General features: G+C 71.6%; 18 protein-coding genes. 9 read left to right on the top strand and 9 right to left on the bottom strand.

The window, feature by feature from the left end; translation table 11 throughout:
- The first annotated feature begins 40 nt into the window (after positions 1 to 40).
- The 4 genes from OG462_RS39540 (at position 41) to OG462_RS39525 (ending at position 4150) form a co-directional block, all read left to right on the top strand.
- The gene (locus tag OG462_RS39540; protein ID WP_406065530.1) at positions 41 to 1078 is read left to right on the top strand and encodes an ABC transporter ATP-binding protein; all 1038 of its coding nucleotides are present in this window, start codon (positions 41 to 43) and stop codon (positions 1076 to 1078) included.
- An 81-nt stretch (positions 1079 to 1159) separates the two neighbouring features.
- Positions 1160 to 2359 carry an ABC transporter substrate-binding protein gene (locus OG462_RS39535; protein WP_406065528.1) on the top strand — a complete coding sequence of 400 codons (1200 nt, stop codon included), beginning with the start codon at positions 1160 to 1162 and terminating at the stop codon, positions 2357 to 2359.
- An 8-nt stretch (positions 2360 to 2367) separates the two neighbouring features.
- The gene (locus tag OG462_RS39530) at positions 2368 to 3309 is read left to right on the top strand and encodes an ABC transporter permease (RefSeq protein WP_406065526.1); all 942 of its coding nucleotides are present in this window, start codon (positions 2368 to 2370) and stop codon (positions 3307 to 3309) included.
- 22 nt (positions 3310 to 3331) lie between these two features.
- Positions 3332 to 4150: an ABC transporter permease gene (locus OG462_RS39525; RefSeq protein WP_406065524.1), complete on the top strand. Its 819-nt coding sequence runs from the start codon at positions 3332 to 3334 to the stop codon at positions 4148 to 4150.
- A gap of 71 nt (positions 4151 to 4221) precedes the next feature.
- Here the strand turns inward: OG462_RS39525 and OG462_RS39520 are convergent, their stop codons facing one another.
- From OG462_RS39520 to OG462_RS39510, 3 genes are all read right to left on the bottom strand, one after another.
- Positions 4222 to 4530, bottom strand: coding sequence for a CU044_2847 family protein (locus OG462_RS39520; RefSeq protein WP_406065522.1), 309 nt, complete (start codon positions 4528 to 4530; stop codon positions 4222 to 4224).
- Positions 4531 to 4546: 16 nt separating this feature from the next.
- Positions 4547 to 5896, bottom strand: coding sequence for an Ig-like domain-containing protein (locus OG462_RS39515; protein WP_406065521.1), 1350 nt, complete (start codon positions 5894 to 5896; stop codon positions 4547 to 4549).
- A 259-nt stretch (positions 5897 to 6155) separates the two neighbouring features.
- Positions 6156 to 6641 carry an SRPBCC family protein gene (locus OG462_RS39510; RefSeq protein ID WP_406065519.1) on the bottom strand — a complete coding sequence of 162 codons (486 nt, stop codon included), beginning with the start codon at positions 6639 to 6641 and terminating at the stop codon, positions 6156 to 6158.
- A gap of 147 nt (positions 6642 to 6788) precedes the next feature.
- On the opposite strand from OG462_RS39510, the gene OG462_RS39505 reads away from it, so the two are divergent.
- Positions 6789 to 7394, top strand: a complete 606-nt coding sequence (locus OG462_RS39505) for a PadR family transcriptional regulator (RefSeq protein WP_406065517.1) — start codon at positions 6789 to 6791, stop codon at positions 7392 to 7394.
- 106 nt (positions 7395 to 7500) lie between these two features.
- Positions 7501 to 7950 (top strand): peroxiredoxin, encoded by a 450-nt coding sequence (locus OG462_RS39500; RefSeq protein WP_406065515.1) that lies wholly within the window; start codon positions 7501 to 7503, stop codon positions 7948 to 7950.
- Positions 7951 to 7992: 42 nt separating this feature from the next.
- Here OG462_RS39500 and OG462_RS39495 read toward each other — a convergent pair whose 3' ends face one another.
- Positions 7993 to 8355, bottom strand: coding sequence for an SHOCT domain-containing protein (locus OG462_RS39495; RefSeq protein WP_406065513.1), 363 nt, complete (start codon positions 8353 to 8355; stop codon positions 7993 to 7995).
- Between the two features lie 2 nt (positions 8356 to 8357).
- Entirely contained in the window at positions 8358 to 8798 is a 441-nt protein-coding gene (locus tag OG462_RS39490) for a DUF6325 family protein (protein ID WP_406065511.1), read from the bottom strand.
- A 228-nt stretch (positions 8799 to 9026) separates the two neighbouring features.
- On the opposite strand from OG462_RS39490, the gene OG462_RS39485 reads away from it, so the two are divergent.
- The 3 genes from OG462_RS39485 to OG462_RS39475 all read left to right on the top strand — a co-directional run bounded on the left by OG462_RS39485 (position 9027) and on the right by OG462_RS39475 (position 11434).
- Positions 9027 to 9440 (top strand): SHOCT domain-containing protein, encoded by a 414-nt coding sequence (locus OG462_RS39485; protein WP_406065509.1) that lies wholly within the window; start codon positions 9027 to 9029, stop codon positions 9438 to 9440.
- Between the two features lie 289 nt (positions 9441 to 9729).
- A complete protein-coding gene (locus OG462_RS39480) occupies positions 9730 to 10176 on the top strand; it encodes an RrF2 family transcriptional regulator (RefSeq protein WP_406065507.1) in 447 nt (148 codons plus the stop codon).
- Positions 10177 to 10246: 70 nt separating this feature from the next.
- Positions 10247 to 11434: a globin domain-containing protein gene (locus OG462_RS39475; protein ID WP_406065505.1), complete on the top strand. Its 1188-nt coding sequence runs from the start codon at positions 10247 to 10249 to the stop codon at positions 11432 to 11434.
- A gap of 96 nt (positions 11435 to 11530) precedes the next feature.
- Here OG462_RS39475 and OG462_RS39470 read toward each other — a convergent pair whose 3' ends face one another.
- The 4 genes from OG462_RS39470 to OG462_RS39455 all read right to left on the bottom strand — a co-directional run bounded on the left by OG462_RS39470 (position 11531) and on the right by OG462_RS39455 (position 14493).
- Positions 11531 to 11902: a peptidase inhibitor family I36 protein gene (locus OG462_RS39470; protein WP_406065503.1), complete on the bottom strand. Its 372-nt coding sequence runs from the start codon at positions 11900 to 11902 to the stop codon at positions 11531 to 11533.
- Entirely contained in the window at positions 11899 to 12612 is a 714-nt protein-coding gene (locus OG462_RS39465; protein WP_406065501.1) for a hypothetical protein, read from the bottom strand. The genes OG462_RS39470 and OG462_RS39465 overlap by 4 nt, the downstream gene beginning before the upstream one ends.
- Before the next feature lie 458 nt (positions 12613 to 13070).
- Complete coding sequence (locus OG462_RS39460; protein ID WP_406065499.1) at positions 13071 to 13856, bottom strand: polysaccharide deacetylase family protein; 786 nt, start codon at positions 13854 to 13856, stop codon at positions 13071 to 13073.
- A gap of 193 nt (positions 13857 to 14049) precedes the next feature.
- A complete protein-coding gene (locus OG462_RS39455) occupies positions 14050 to 14493 on the bottom strand; it encodes a hypothetical protein (RefSeq protein WP_406065497.1) in 444 nt (147 codons plus the stop codon).
- Positions 14494 to 14554: the final 61 nt, after the last annotated feature.

Raw genomic sequence — 14554 nt, 5'->3', positions numbered from 1 at the left:
GCCCGAGCAACGCTCCACCGCACCAGAAAGGTTCCCGCCCATGGAGGGAATGGCGATCAGGCTGACGGGACTGCGCAAGACCTACGGCAGGACCGAAGCCGTGGCCGGGGTGGACCTGGAGATCGCCGACGGCGAGTTCTTCTCGATGCTCGGCCCCTCCGGTTCGGGAAAGACGACCGTGCTGCGGCTGACCGCCGGCTTCGAGGCACCGAGCGCCGGCACGGTCGAGCTGGCCGGACGCGACGTCACCCGGCTCGCCCCCTTCGAGCGTGACGTGCACACGGTGTTCCAGGACTACGCGCTCTTCCCGCACATGACGGTCGAACAGAACGTCGCCTACGGCCTGAAGGTACGCGGGGTACCCCGCGCCGAACGCCTGGTGCGGGCCCGCGCGGCACTCACCCGGGTGGGGCTCGACGGCCTCGGACGGCGCCGGCCCGCCGAGCTCTCCGGCGGCCAGCGGCAGCGGGTCGCCCTGGCCCGAGCCCTCGTCGGCCGCCCCCGCGTGCTGCTGCTCGACGAACCGCTGGGCGCGCTCGACCTCAAGCTCCGCGAGCGGATGCAGGTCGAGCTCAAGGAGATCCAGCGGGAGGTCGGCATCACCTTCGTGTTCGTCACCCACGACCAGGAGGAGGCGCTGACGATGAGCGACCGGATCGCGGTCTTCCATCAGGGCCGTATCGAACAGGTCGGCACCCCCGCCGAGATCTACGAGCGGCCCGCGACCCCGTTCGTGGCCGGGTTCGTCGGCACCTCCAACCTGCTGAGCGGGGACACCGCCCGACGGCTCGTCGGGGCACCGGGCACGTACAGCATCAGACCGGAGAAGATCCGCGTCCTCAGCGGCCGCACGACCCCCGACGAGCCCGGGCTCGCGACGGCCTCCGGCACGGTCGCCGAGGTTGTCTACCTCGGCGACTCCACCCGCTTCCTGGTCGACCTCGACGCGGGCGGGCGGCTCACCGCACTCCAGCAGAACCTGGACACCTCCTCCGCCGACCTCGCCGCCTTCCGGGGCGCCCGGGTCGGCCTCGGCTGGCACCCGCAGCACGCCGTACGCGTACCGGACAACCCGTAACGCCCCCGCCGCGAGCCGCACACAAGAACCGAGCCACGTCAGCCCGTCCCCGTAACGCCCCCTCACGCAACGGAGAACCACGTGCGCCCGCCCCGCTCCCTCCGCACCGCAGCCGCCCTCTCGGTGCTGCTGCTCCTCACCGCCTGCGGATCGGCCGACCCGGCCGGCTCCGGGAAGTCCGGCGGCCTCAACCCGCCCGATCTGAAGGCGCCGACCGCGCTCGGCAAGGCCGAAGGCGAGGTCAACCTGATCGCCTGGGCCGGATACGTCGAGGACGGGTCCACCGACCCCGAGGTCGACTGGGTCAGCGCCTTCGAGAAGCAGACCGGCTGCCAGGTCAACACCAGGACGGCGGCCACCTCGGACGAGATGGTCGCGCTGATGAAGACCGGCGCGTACGACGCCGTCTCCGCCTCCGGCGACGCGTCCCTGCGGCTCATCGCCTCCGGTGACGCCGCCCCCGTGAACACCGCGCTGATCCCGAACTACGCCGATGTCTTCGCCGGGCTCAAGGGCAAGGAGTGGAACTCCGTCAAGGGAGTCGCCTACGGCATCCCGCACGGCCGGGGAGCCAACCTCCTCATGTACGACACGGAGAAGGTGAAGCCCGCACCCGACTCCTGGTCCGCCGTCTTCGACAAGGCCTCGGCGCACAGCGGCAAGGTCACCGCCTACGACTCGCCCATCTACCTCGCCGACGCCGCCCTGTACCTCAGGGCGACGAAGCCCGAGCTCGGCATCGAGAACCCCTACGCCCTCGACCAGAAGCAGTTCGACGCCTCCGTCGCCCTGCTCAAGGAGCAGAACAAGCACATCGGCGAGTACTGGAGCGACTACCTCAAGGCGGTCTCCGCCTTCAAGAGCGGCGACTCGGTCGTCGGCACCAGCTGGCAGGTCATCGCCAACCTCACCCGGGCCGAGGGCGCGAAGGTCGAGGCGGTCCTGCCGAAGGAGGGCTCCACCGGCTGGTCCGACACCTGGATGGTCTCCGCCAAGGCCAAGCACCCCACCTGCGCCTACAAGTGGCTCGACTGGATCGTCTCGCCGAAGACCAACGCACAGGTCGCCGAGTACTTCGGCGAGGCCCCGGCCAACGCGAAGTCCTGCGCGGAGACCACCGACAAGAGCCACTGCGCCACCTTCCACGCCGCAGACGAGACGTACTGGAAGCAGGTCCACTTCTGGACGACGCCGATCGAGCAGTGCCTCGACGGCCGTACGGACGCGCGCTGTGTGCCGTACGCCAAGTGGGTCCAGGCCTGGACCGAGATCAAGGGCTGACCCGTCCCATGACCGCACTCTCCCCACTGTCCCCGTTGTCCCCGCTCGCCTCCCCCGGGCGCTCCCCCGAGTCGCCCGCACGAGGCGCCGGACCCGTCCGGCGGCTCGCCGGGGCCCTGCACCGGCGACCCCGGGTACGGCTCGCAGCCCTGCTCACCGCCCCGCTGCTGTGGCTGGTGCTCGCCTATCTCGGCTCGCTCGCCGCCCTGTTCCTCTCCGCGTTCTGGTCGACCGACAGCTTCACCTCGGAGGTCGTGCGGATCTGGACCTCGCGCAACTTCGAGGAGCTCCTCAGCTCGCCCGTCTACCGGACCGTCGTCCTGCGCACCGTCGCCATCGCCCTCGGCGTGACCGCGCTCTGCGCCCTCCTCGCCTTCCCCCTCGCCTTCTACACCGCCCGGGTCGCGCACCCCCGCCGCCGGCCACTGCTCGTGGTGGCGCTGCTCATGCCGCTCTGGGCCGGCTATCTGGTGAAGGTGTACGCGTGGCGGCTGATCCTCTCCGAGGGCGGTCCGCTGGACTGGGCGCTGCGGCCGTTCGGCCTGAGCGGACCGGGGTACGGCCTGACGGCCACGGTGCTCGTGCTGACGTACCTCTGGCTGCCGTACATGGTGCTGCCGATCCACACCGCGCTCGTCCAGCTCCCGGAGAACCTGCTGCACGCCTCCGCCGACCTGGGGGCGAGGACGTGGCGGACGTTCGTCTCCGTCGTCCTGCCCATGGTTCGGCCGGCGGTGGCCGCCGGGTCCGTCTTCACCTTCTCGCTGAGCCTCGGCGACTACATCACCGTGCAGATCGTGGGCGGCAAGACCCAGCTGATCGGCAATCTCGTCTCCTCCAACGTCACCCTCAACCTGCCGCTGGCCGCCGCGCTCGGCACCGTGCCGGTCGCCGTCATCGTGGTGTACCTGCTCGCGGTGCGACGCTCCGGCGCGCTGCGCAGCCTGTGACCGGCCGGAAGGACCGCGACCGATGAATCTCTCCCGACCCGCGCGGATCGCGCTGCGCACCGCGGCCGGCCTCGGCTTCGCGGCGATCTACCTGCCGCTGCTGCTCGTCCTCCTCGGTTCGTTCAACCCGGACCGTTCGGCGAGCTGGCCGCCGCCGGGAATCACCCTCGACTGGTGGGCGGCGGCCTGGGACAACGAGGGCGCCCGGGCGGCGCTGTGGACCTCGGTGAAGGCCGGGCTCGCGGCGACGGTGGTGGCGCTCGTGCTCGGTACGCTCATCGCCTTCGCGGTGCAGCGGTTCACCTTCTTCGGGCGCGAGGCCGTCTCCTTCGCGGTGGTCCTGCCGATCGCGCTGCCCGGCATCGTCACGGGCATCGCACTCAACTCGGCCTTCACCACGGTCCTTGAGCCGCTCGGCGTGGGCCTCGGGATGTTCACGGTGGTGGTGGGTCATGCGACGTTCTGCATCGTGGTGGTCTTCAACAACGTGGTGGCCCGGCTGCGGCGACTGCCCGGCTCGTACGAGGAGGCGGCCATGGACCTGGGGGCACACACCTTCCGCGCCTTCTGGGACATCACCTTCCCGCTGATGCGGTCGGCTCTGCTGGCGGGCGGACTGCTGGCCTTCGCGCTCTCCTTCGACGAGATCGTGGTGACGACGTTCACCGCGGGGCCGGGTGTGCAGACCCTGCCGGTGTGGATCTCCAACAACATGACCCGCCCTCAGCAGGCCCCCGTGGTGAACGTGGTGGCCGCGGTACTCGTGCTGCTGTCGGTGATACCGATCTACGCGGCCCAGCGGCTGTCCTCGGACCCGGTGAGCGGCGACGCACGGGAGTAGCAGGGTGTCGTGGGTGCGTGGAGCGATGCCGGGTGTGAGCGCCACCCCGACGGCCGGGGCGGCGCGCGGGCTCAGTGCGGCGACTTCGACCATTCGAGGGTGACGCGCAGACTCGCGTTCGCACTGCCCTGGACGACGAGCGCGGTGAGTTTCCCCGCGTCCAGGCCGAGTTGGCAGCCGAACTCGACGGTCGCGCGGTCCGGGGCCGCCCGGTGGAGGGCGTCCCCGATCTGCCCGGCGAAGGCGGCGAGCGCCTCGGTGACCGCGGAGAGGTCGGGCAGGCGGCCGCCGAGGCCTTCGAGCTCGGAGTCGGGGCCGAGCCGCCGCGCCTCCACGAAGAGGGTCGCGTCGCCGACGTCGACCTGGGTGATGTCCGTCATCAGAACTCCCTGGGGTTCACAGCGTGGGGCGGAGGACGGTCGTCGCGGTTACGGAACGGGGACCGGTGGCGCCAGGGTCGAAGGCGCTCCCCCGGCGCCAGTCGGGCCAGCTGAGGTTCCAGTCGCCGAAGCCGTTGTCGAAGGGGGTCATGGGTTCGCCGTACCCGTTGATCACGCGGACGAGGTCCCCTTCCCGGACGGTTTCGTACAGCCAGGCGGCGTCCGCGGTGCTCATGCCGGTGCAGCCGTGGCTGACGTTCTCGCTGCCCTGCGCGTCGAGCGACCACGGGGCGGCGTGCAGGTACTCGCCGCTCCAGGTCACCCGGGTGGCCCAGCGGACCTTCAGGTCGAAGTAGTCGCGGCTGCCGCGGGCGATGCCGATGGAGTCACCTCGCATCCGGACGAGCGGCTCCTTGCCGAGGACGACCTTGGTGCCGCCCCGGGTGCGGTAGCCGGCCCTGCCGGTGGTGACCGGGAGGGTACGGAGCGGCTGCCCGTCGCGGAACACGGTCATCCGGAGGGCGGAGATGTCGGTGACCGCTTCGATCCGGGCCCCGGTGGTGAAGGTGAGGGGCCGTGAGCGGCCGCCGTAGAGGCCGCCGGTGACCCAGGCCCCTTCGAGGCCGCTGCGGACCCGGACGGTGGTGCGGCTGGGCCAGTACGCGCGGGGCCGGTAGTGGAGGGTGCCGGAGTCGACCCAGTACCAGGCGCCTTCGACGTGGGGTTCGGTCCGCACGAGGAGGGCGCGTTCGACGACTCGGCGGGCCTCGGGGGCGTCCGCCGGGACGGGGTGGCTGAGTTCGGCGGTGACCGGCTGGCCGACGCCGTACGTTCCGCCGTCGTCCGGTCCGAAGGTGACGGTGAGCCGTTCCCCGGCGGGGGCGGCGGCCGTACGGAAGTCCAGGCGGGCCCGGTGCCGGTCGGGGCCTTCGGCGCCGGGCCGCTCGACGACCAGGCGGGCGGCGTAACGGGCGCCCGCAGGCAGCGGCGCGGCGCTGGTCCACCGGGTGCCGTCGGCGCTCGGCGCCCCGGCCACACGATGGCCCCGTTGGTCGGTGACGGTGACGTCGGCGAGTACTCCGGGGGTGCGCAGCGCGAGTTCCAGCGGCCCGGAGGCCTCGGTGCCGAGCGTGAACGGGTTCCCCGTGAGGATCCGCCCGCCGCTCAGCGCGACGGTGCGGCGGGGTGCGGAGCACAGGACGCCACCGGTGGCGCAGCCGTCCACCGTGACGAGGGCGGTGGGTTCCGGGACCACGACGGTCCGCGCGTCGGGGTCGGCGGACGACTGGGCCGCCGTACTGACGAGAACGGCTCCGACGGCCAGGGAGAGCGCTCCCCACCCCCGTACGTATCTGCGTGACGCCACGTCGGACACCCTCCCCTTTCTGACGGCGATGCCGGCGGGCGGTGCCGACCGCAGCATCAAATCGGATGAAAGGAGAAACGGATGATCAAGGCGCCGGGCGTGGCGGCGGAGTGGCGGGCGAGACGACTCGAATGGGCCAGCGGGCGCGGCTGCGCACGGGGGTCGGCAGGCCTGGGACGGCCGCGCGGTGGGTCGGGGCAGCGGGGCGGCTGCGGGCCTGATTCGGCGCGGCGGCTGTGGGTCAGGGTCGGGATCAGGGTCAGCGGGGCGGCTCCGGGAGTTCCTCGCCCGTCTCCAGAAGGGACTTGAGGCTGGAGATCAGCGCGGGCCAGCCCTCGCCGATCATGCCCTTCATCAGGCCGTCGGGTTCCAGGTCACCGTGGGTGACCGTGAGCTTGACCGTGTCGCCGGAGGGCTCGATCAGGAAGGTCACCTTGGACCGGGGCTCCCGGGCGAGCCTCTCGTACACGTCCTGTCCGAGGCGTACGGCCTCCGCCCAGTCCCGCGTGAAGGTGTGCCAGGTGTACGAGAGGAGGCGGCCCGGCTCTGCATCGAGGACGATCTGCTCGGGGTCGACGGTCCTGCGTCCGTTCTCGTCCCAGGCCATGGGGGCGCCGGGGGTCCACTCGCTCTCGAAGGCCACACCCCAGTACCGGCGGGTGAACGCCGGGTCCGTGAGCGCTTTCCAGAGCTCGTCGGGGGTTGTCCGGATATAGGTGGTGTAGACAAACGTGTGGCTGTCCATCGCGTTGCCCCTCGGATCTGCCGTCCCCTCCCTCCAGCCTAGGCAGGCGCCGGACGGACGTGCCAGCGTAGGACCCCCGTCCGGCCTGGGGATCACCGGTTGAATAGGTGCGGAGGAAACTATTCAACGTGCTGCTAGCGTGGCGGAATGTCCCTCAAGCACGCCGTCCTCGCAGCTCTCCTGGAGGGCGAGGCATCCGGATACGACCTTGCCAAGATCTTCGACGTGTCCGTCGCCAACTTCTGGGCCGCCACCCCGCAGCAGCTCTATCGCGAGCTGGACAAGCTCGCCGAGGCCGGCCTGATCACGGCGCGTGTGGTCGAGCAGGAACGGCGTCCCAACAAGCGCATGTTCAGTCTCACTGAGCCGGGGATGCGGGATCTGGCCACCTACACCTCCACGGCGCCGCGCCCCAGCGCCGTACGGGACGAGCTGCTGGTCCAGGTGCAGGCCTGCGACGAGGGCGACACGGTGGCCGTGCGCGGGTTCGTGGCCCAGCGGATGGAGACGGCGCGGGCGAAGCTGGCCCGCTACGACCGGCTGCGGGAGTGGATGCTCGCCGGGCGGGACGAGGAGACGTACCTCGACGAGGCGGAGCGGGTGGGCCCGTACCTCACGCTGATGCGCGGCCGGTTCTTCGAGGAGGAGAACCTGCGCTGGGGCGAGCGGGCCCTCACCGTGCTCGACCGGCGCGCCGCGGCACGGAGCGGGGCGGCGACAGCAGCCGCGGCGGCGACGGCGCACCAGGGATGACGGCGCACCCGAAAGGGTGACGGCGAGTCCTACCGTGCGGTAACGTCACCGGCCGGCCACCGGACGCGCCGGTGGCGGAGCACGTACGGATCGGGGACGGGCCTCTATGAACGTCGGTGACCTCGTCGAGGACTTCAGCCTTCCGGACGAGACGGGCGCCCCGCGCTCTCTGACCGGCCTGCTGGCCGAGGGGCCGGTCGTCCTCTTCTTCTACCCTGCGGCGCTCACCCCCGGCTGCACCGCCGAGGCCTGTCACTTCCGCGATCTCGCGGCCGAGTTCCGCGCCGTCGGCGCGCTGCCCGTCGGCATCAGCACGGACGGGGTGGAGCGCCAGCAGGAGTTCGCCGAGCGGCACTCGCTCGGCTACCCGCTGCTGTCCGACCCGGACGGTGCCGTACGCGACCGGTTCGGCGTGAAGCGCGGGTTCTCGCTCGCGCCGACGAAGCGGGTCACGTTCGTGATCGGCCAGGACCGGCGGGTACGGGAGGTCGTACGCAGCGAGCTGCGTATGAGCGCCCACGCCGATCGCGCGCTCGCGGCCCTGCGCAGCGCCTGAACGGCACCGCACCTCCTCGCAAACGCGCGCCCCGAAACCCCTTCAGACGCCGAGCAGTTCGGCTTTGGCGGCTGCGAACTCCTCGGGGGTGAGCAGCCCTTGCTGGGCGAGTTCGCCGAGCCGGACGAGCTGGTCGGTGACCGAGGGCGCCCCACCGGAGGCGGGAGCGGCCGGCGCGGGAGCGACGGCCTGTGGCGCGGTCGGCGCCGGTGGCGGAGCGACGGCCGACTGCTGCTGGGCCTGGAGATCCGCGATCGCCTCCTCCTGGTCCTGTTCCCGGCGTGCGGCCCTGGCGGAACTCCGGCCGGCCGCGTAGGCCGCGCCGCCGACGAGTGCGCCGCGCAGGAGAGGGGCTCCGGCGGGCCGGATGACGGGGCGTCCGAGGGGACGGCGTCGCAGGAACATCGTCAGCTCCTTCCGACCGTGGCCGCGGCCATGGCCTCGCGGTAGGCGTCCTTCGCCTGTCGGACGTGCTCGGGCGGCACCCGCACGGTCCCCGCGATGCGGCCACCGGCCTCGCGGATCGCGTCGGAAGCCCGTGCGGCCCAGACGTGTTCGACGAGCAGCATCAGGGCGCACGAGCCGGGGTCGAGTGTCTCGGCCGCCTCCTCGGCGTCCTCGGGGCCGAGCAGATTCACCTCGGGGCCGATCTCGGCGGTGGCCTCGTCGTACTCCTCGTACTCGACGAGTTCGGAGGTGGACACCTCCCCACCGACCGACTTGACCACGACGAGCGAGTCGATGAGGCGTACCTGGCCCGCTCTGCGCAGTTCGGCGACGGCCGTCACCGCCGCCACCTTCAGCCGCTCCCCCGGGAAGGCGAGCACGACACATTCCACCGGCCCCATGGCGCTCCGTTCCTCGTGCGGTACGCGGCTCCGCCTGTGGTTGCACGTCCGTACGCAGTTCCGCGCGTGCGTCGTCGGCGCCGCACCGCGGTCCGCGGCCTCCATCCGAACACGGCGGCCGGCGGCCCGCACGTGGAGCGGCCACGACATGCGGGGGCGCCCGGGCTGGGCGAAACTCGCTGCAACGCCCGGCCTCTCCCGGCCGGCGCGGGAACGGAGTGTGCAGGAATGGACGACTACCCCCTCCTCAACCTCTTCTGGACCATGCTGTGGTTCTTCCTCTGGATCATGTGGCTGTTCCTGCTCTTCAAGGTGGTCACCGACATCTTCCGGGACCACTCCCTCAACGGCTGGGTCAAGGCCGGCTGGCTGATCTTCTGCATCCTGCTCCCGTATCTCGGCGTGCTGGTCTACGTCATCGCCCGGGGCAAGGGCATGAGTGAGCGTGACACCAAGCAGGCCAAGCAGAGCGAGGCCGCCTTCCAGGACTACATCCGCAAGGCCGCCGGAACGCAGGAGGGCGGCACCGCTGCCGGTGGTGGCAGCCCCACCGACGAACTGGCCCGCCTCGCGGACCTGAAGGACAAGGGCGCGATCACGCCCGAGGAGTTCGAGAAGGCGAAGGCCAAGGTCCTCGCCTGAGGCACCGGAGGAGGACAGGAAGGAAGCACGCACGGACGGAAGGGGGCGCGGGCGGCACCGGCCACCGGGCTCGCTGGTTCCCTGTTGCGACAGGCCCTGGCGGAGCCCGGCAGACTCCCGGGGTCGCTCGCGCCCTTCGCGCTGCGCCGGCCGGGTCCGCGTGCAGCCGCCTGCTCACGGGCGGCTGGTGGCTGTGACGACGACGGGGGCGGTGACGGGGGGGCGGGCTCAGGGGCAGGAACCCACCCCTTAATGCGCATATCAAGTACCTCTTTGATAGCGTCATGGCGTGAGACTGACGAAGTTCACCGACCTGGCGCTCCGTGCCGTGATGCGCCTGGCGGTCACCGCTCCGGAGGAGGACTCCGTCACCACCCGCGAGGTGGCGGAGTCGATGGACGTGCCCTACGCCCACATGGCGAAGGTCGTGACCCGGCTCCAGCATCTGGGCGTGGTCGAGGCGCGGCGCGGCCGCGGCGGCGGGCTGGTCCTGACGGAACGGGGCCGACGCTCCTCGGTGGGCTGGCTGGCCCGCACCCTGGAGGGCGAAGAGGAGGTCGTCGCCTGCGAGGGCGATCCGCCCTGCCCGCTGCGCACCGCCTGCCGACTGCGAGGCGCGCTGCGCGAGGCGCAGGAGGCGTTCTACCGCATCCTCGATCCCCTGACCGTGGCGGATTTGGTGGAGTCACCGACCGGCCCGCTGCTCCTCTCCCTCACCCCGCGCCCCACCCCTTGAGCCGTGCACGCCCTCGGGCGCTCACGCACACCTTTTAATACGCAGATCATCTACCAGATTGCGAGTTCTCATGCTGTCCGAGCAGGCCGTCCCGGTCGTCCGCGCCACTCTGCCCGCCGTCGGCGGCGCGCTCGACCAGATCACCGAGCGGTTCTACGGGCGCCTCTTCACCGCCCACCCCGAGCTCCTGCGCGATCTGTTCAACCGGGGCAACCAGGCCAGCGGCGAGCAGCGGCAGGCGCTCGCGGGCTCCATAGCGGCCTTCGCAGGCGCCCTCCTGGAGAGGCCGGACGCCCGTCCCGACGTGATGCTGTCGCGCATCGCGCACAAGCACGCCTCCCTCGGTGTCACGTCCGCGCAGTACAAGACCGTGCACGAGCACCTCTTCGCGGCGATCGTCGAGGTCCTCGGCGACGCGGTGACCGACGAGGTCGCGCGGGCCTGGGACGAGGTGTACTGGCTGATGGCCAACGCCCTGATCGCGGTGGAGGCCCGCCTCTACCAGGAGACCGGCGTCCCCGAGGGCCAGGTCTGGCGGTCGATGGAGATCGCCGAGAGGCGCGAGGAGACGGCCGACACGGTCTCCCTCGTCCTGCGGCACACCGACGGAACCCCCACGGCCGCGTTCCGGCCGGGCCAGTACGTGAGCGTCCAGGTGGCCCTGCCCGACGGCGCCCGGCAGATCCGCCAGTACAGCCTGTCCGCCGCTCCCGGTCACCCGCAGTGGCGGATCACCGTCAAGCGGGTCGACGGCGACCCGGCCGGTGAGGTCTCCTCCTGGCTGCACGCCCACGCACGTGCGGGAGACACGGTGGAGGTCTCCGCCCCGTTCGGTGACCTGGTCCTGCCCGAGGGCGAGGGCCCGCTGCTGCTCGCCTCCGCCGGAATCGGCAGCACCCCGATGCTGGCGATGCTCGACCACCTGGCGACCACCGGATCGGCCCGACCGGTGGTGGTCGTCCACGCCGACCGCACCCCCGCGTCCCACGCGCACGCCGCCGAACTGCTGGGTCTCGTGGACGCGCTGCCTCAGGGAACCCTGCACCTCTGGTACGAGGAGCCGGGCGACTCCGGAGCCCGACCGGGTCGCGCGGACGTCACCACGCTCGACCTGCCGGCCGGCACGACCGCGTACCTGTGCGGGCCGCTGCCCTTCCTCCGCGCGGTCCGCGGCGACCTTGTCGGCCGGGGCGTCGCCGCCGCCGACATCCACTACGAGGTCTTCGGCCCCGACCTGTGGCTGGGCGACGAGAACTGACCCACCCTCCTCGCCACGCCTGCCCGTCTCCCCACGCGGTCGGCGTCGGGGGGACGGGCAGGCGTGTCACGGTGCGGGGAGAGCGCCTGAGGTGCGTCAGCAGCCCATCGACCAGATATGGGAGTCACCGCGGTCGTTGGCCGCGCCGTTGTAGCCGACCTCCTGGCCCGGGGCGAGACAGATGGTCATGCTGCCGCCCTGCCAGGCGCTCTCGTAGACCTTGACGTGATCCTTGATGCCGGGTCCGGAGATGCCGTGGTTGGCCCAGGAGGAGTCGGTGTCGGAGATCCAGCTCTCCCACCAGCCGTCGTCTCCGCTCCAGTTGGCGCGCTGGCCGCCGAAGTCGGAATCCTGCCAGACGCAGAACTCACCGCTGGGGCATTCGGCCGCCACCGCGGAGGTGGCGAGGGCGAGACCGGAGGTGGCGGCGAACAGGGCCGCGGCGGTGGTGACGAGAAAACGCTTCACGAGCGGGTGGTGCCTTTCTGCGGGTGGGTGGGCGCGGGCAGTTCGGCTGCCCGCCGCAGTGCGCGGTCGCGCAGCTGCCGGTATGTGGTGAGCTCGTCCCGGCGCAGGGCGCGCACGGTGACCAGCTCGGCGGCCTCGAGCCGTACCTGGACCTCGTCGAGTCCGCTCTCGCGGGAGCAGCGGGTGGCAACGACCGGATCGGGACGATCGGGGCGGGGGCCACCCGGTGGGGTCACGCACCGGGTCCACCGGGCGAGTGCCGCTCGGTGGCCGGGGTCGGCGCGCATCCGCGCCTGGGCCTCGGCGCGGAGGTTGTCGACGACCACCTGGGCCCGGAACCAGCGGCGCTGGTCACCGTAGAGCCGCTGCCTGGCGCCGGCGAGACAGCCGTCCTCATGGGCGGTGACGGTGGCGCCCGTGGCGAGGGTGACGGAGAGTTCCCGGGGACCGGCGCCGAAGAGCGCCGCCTGGAACATCCGCTCCTCGTCCGGGGCGCGGGGCCGGGACGTCAGCGAGAGTCCCTGGCCGTTCATGCAGTCCACGACGAGCCGGTGCTCGGCGGCCTTGAGGAGTGCGTCCTGGGCCGCCGCACCGGAGGGAACGCCGGGGGTCCTGGGCGCTCCGGGTCCGACGGCGGTGCAGCCGGACAGCAGGAGCGCGGCGGCCGCGGCGAGAAGGGCGCGGCGGGGGCGCGCGGTGGTGCGGAGCATGGGGTCCCCCTTCGATCGTCCCTGGTCGGAGCGGCCGGCGAGTGATCGGCCGGCCGCTCGGGATGATCACTGCCCGAGGGCGGAGCCACCATGCAGGGGCTCACTCGAACGGGTCGAACGCGCCGGGGTGCGCGCCGTTCATGCGCCTCTGACGTGCCCTGCGGAAGGGTGGCGTGGCGCGCGGGGCCGGGTGACACAAGGCCGGGCGAGAGAGGGCCGGGCGGAAGGGGCCGGGAACGACAGAGCCCCGGTTGGACGGGGGATTCCAACCGGGGCCGATCGCCGTGACGCGAAGGGCGGTCACCTCATGGGGGGGGGACCTTGGGGACCAGGCCCCTTCGCAGCCACATACGTATGAACGGTAAATCTTCCCCGAATGTTCCGAGCATGCCCGCGTGGGCGACGTGAGTCACATCACCCGTTTTCGGCAGGTCTTGTCGGGCCGCTTCGGGGCGGTGTCAGTCCTTCTCGGGGCGGTAGACGGCGCCCGGCTCGGCCGTGCCGGGGGCAAGGAGTTCCGGCACGGTCACAAAGGTGAAGCCTCGCCGCTTGAGCTCGTCGATGATGGAGGGAACGGCCGGGACCGTGCCGTCGTAGATGTCGTGGAGCAGGATGATCCCGTCGCCGTGCGCCTGCTCGAGCACACGCTGCCGTATGAGCGCGGAGTCGGTGGTGGAGTAGTCCTTGGCGGTGATGCTCCACAGGATCTGGGCGAGGCCCAGTTCCCGGCTGACCTCGGACACCGTTTCGTCGGTGCGGCCCTGCGGCGGGCGCATGAGGGTGGGCTTCCGGCCGGTGATCTTCTCGACGGCGTCCTGAGTGCGGGACAGCTCGTCGCGGACGTCCGCCTCGTCGAGATCGGTGAGGATCCGATGGGTCCAGGTGTGGTTGGCGACCTCGTGACCCTCGTCGGCTATGCGCTTGACCACCTGCGGGTATCGGTCGACGTGCTTGCTGCCGAGCAGGAAGAAGGTCGCGGGGACCTGCTTCTCCTTGAGGATGTCGAGGAGCCTGGGGGTGTCCTTGCCCGGCCCCGCGTCGAAGGTCAGCGCGATGCACTTGACCTTGGCGCAGTCGACACGACGAGCCGCGGCGCCCGCCTTGTCGTCCGTTCCGCCGTCCCCTCTGGCGTCCTGCGGAGTGACGGTGTCGAGTCCGCAGCCGCCGAGTGTCAGCATCAGCGACGCCGCGGCGAGCAGGGCAGTGGCCGTCCCCCTGCGTCGGCTCAGCCTGGATCGGAACATGGTGGAACCCGCTTTCCCCGGTGATGTCTTCGGTACAGCCGAAAACCGCCTGGTCAGGGCAGTACCTACGGCCGACGAAGCACTCTACACACGGTGTATACCGGGGGTGTCGGCGGGGTCCTGGAAGCACGCGGGCACGTGTGAACCCCGGACGGCGCCCGTCCGCTCCGTCCGGGGAGTTCACGCCTCCGGCTCAGCGGGAGGCGAGCAGCAGTCGGGCCTCGGTCTCCTGGTCACCGGAGACGGACTGCAGGGACTGGATGTCGAAGCCGACGGCGAGTACCTTCTCGACCTCGTCGACGGCGTGGTACCCACCGCTCAGCGTGGCCCCTACCGGGGAGCTCAGACGGGTGGGGCGCACCTCCTGGTGGCGCCCGCCGGCCGTGTCGAAGGTGGCCGTCCAGACGGTGGGGGAAGGCCCCGTGGTCGTCTGCGGGCCCGGCGTCGTCAGGTCCTCCAGCTGGTAGACCCCGTCGAGGACGTCGAAGACGGCCTGCGCGTCCTCCCGGCTGCAGCCACTGAGCTGCACGGTCACGTCGGTGTCGATGTGCAAGTCGTACACGTCGCTCATCTCCTCGCGGCCCGCCGGTCGCTCGCGGCGCCCCCGCGGTCGTCGTACCGGGGCTCGTCGTGCCACGTCTCCAGCATCCCTCGCGGGGCCTCGTACCGCGAGGTCCGCCGTCCTCCGCCCAGCCGTC

Origin of the sequence: Streptomyces sp. NBC_01077, from assembly GCF_045162855.1 — a bacterium.
GTDB lineage: Bacteria > Actinomycetota > Actinomycetes > Streptomycetales > Streptomycetaceae > Streptomyces.
Note: the sequence above shows the minus strand (reverse complement) of the source record. Positions and strands in the feature narration are given on the sequence as shown.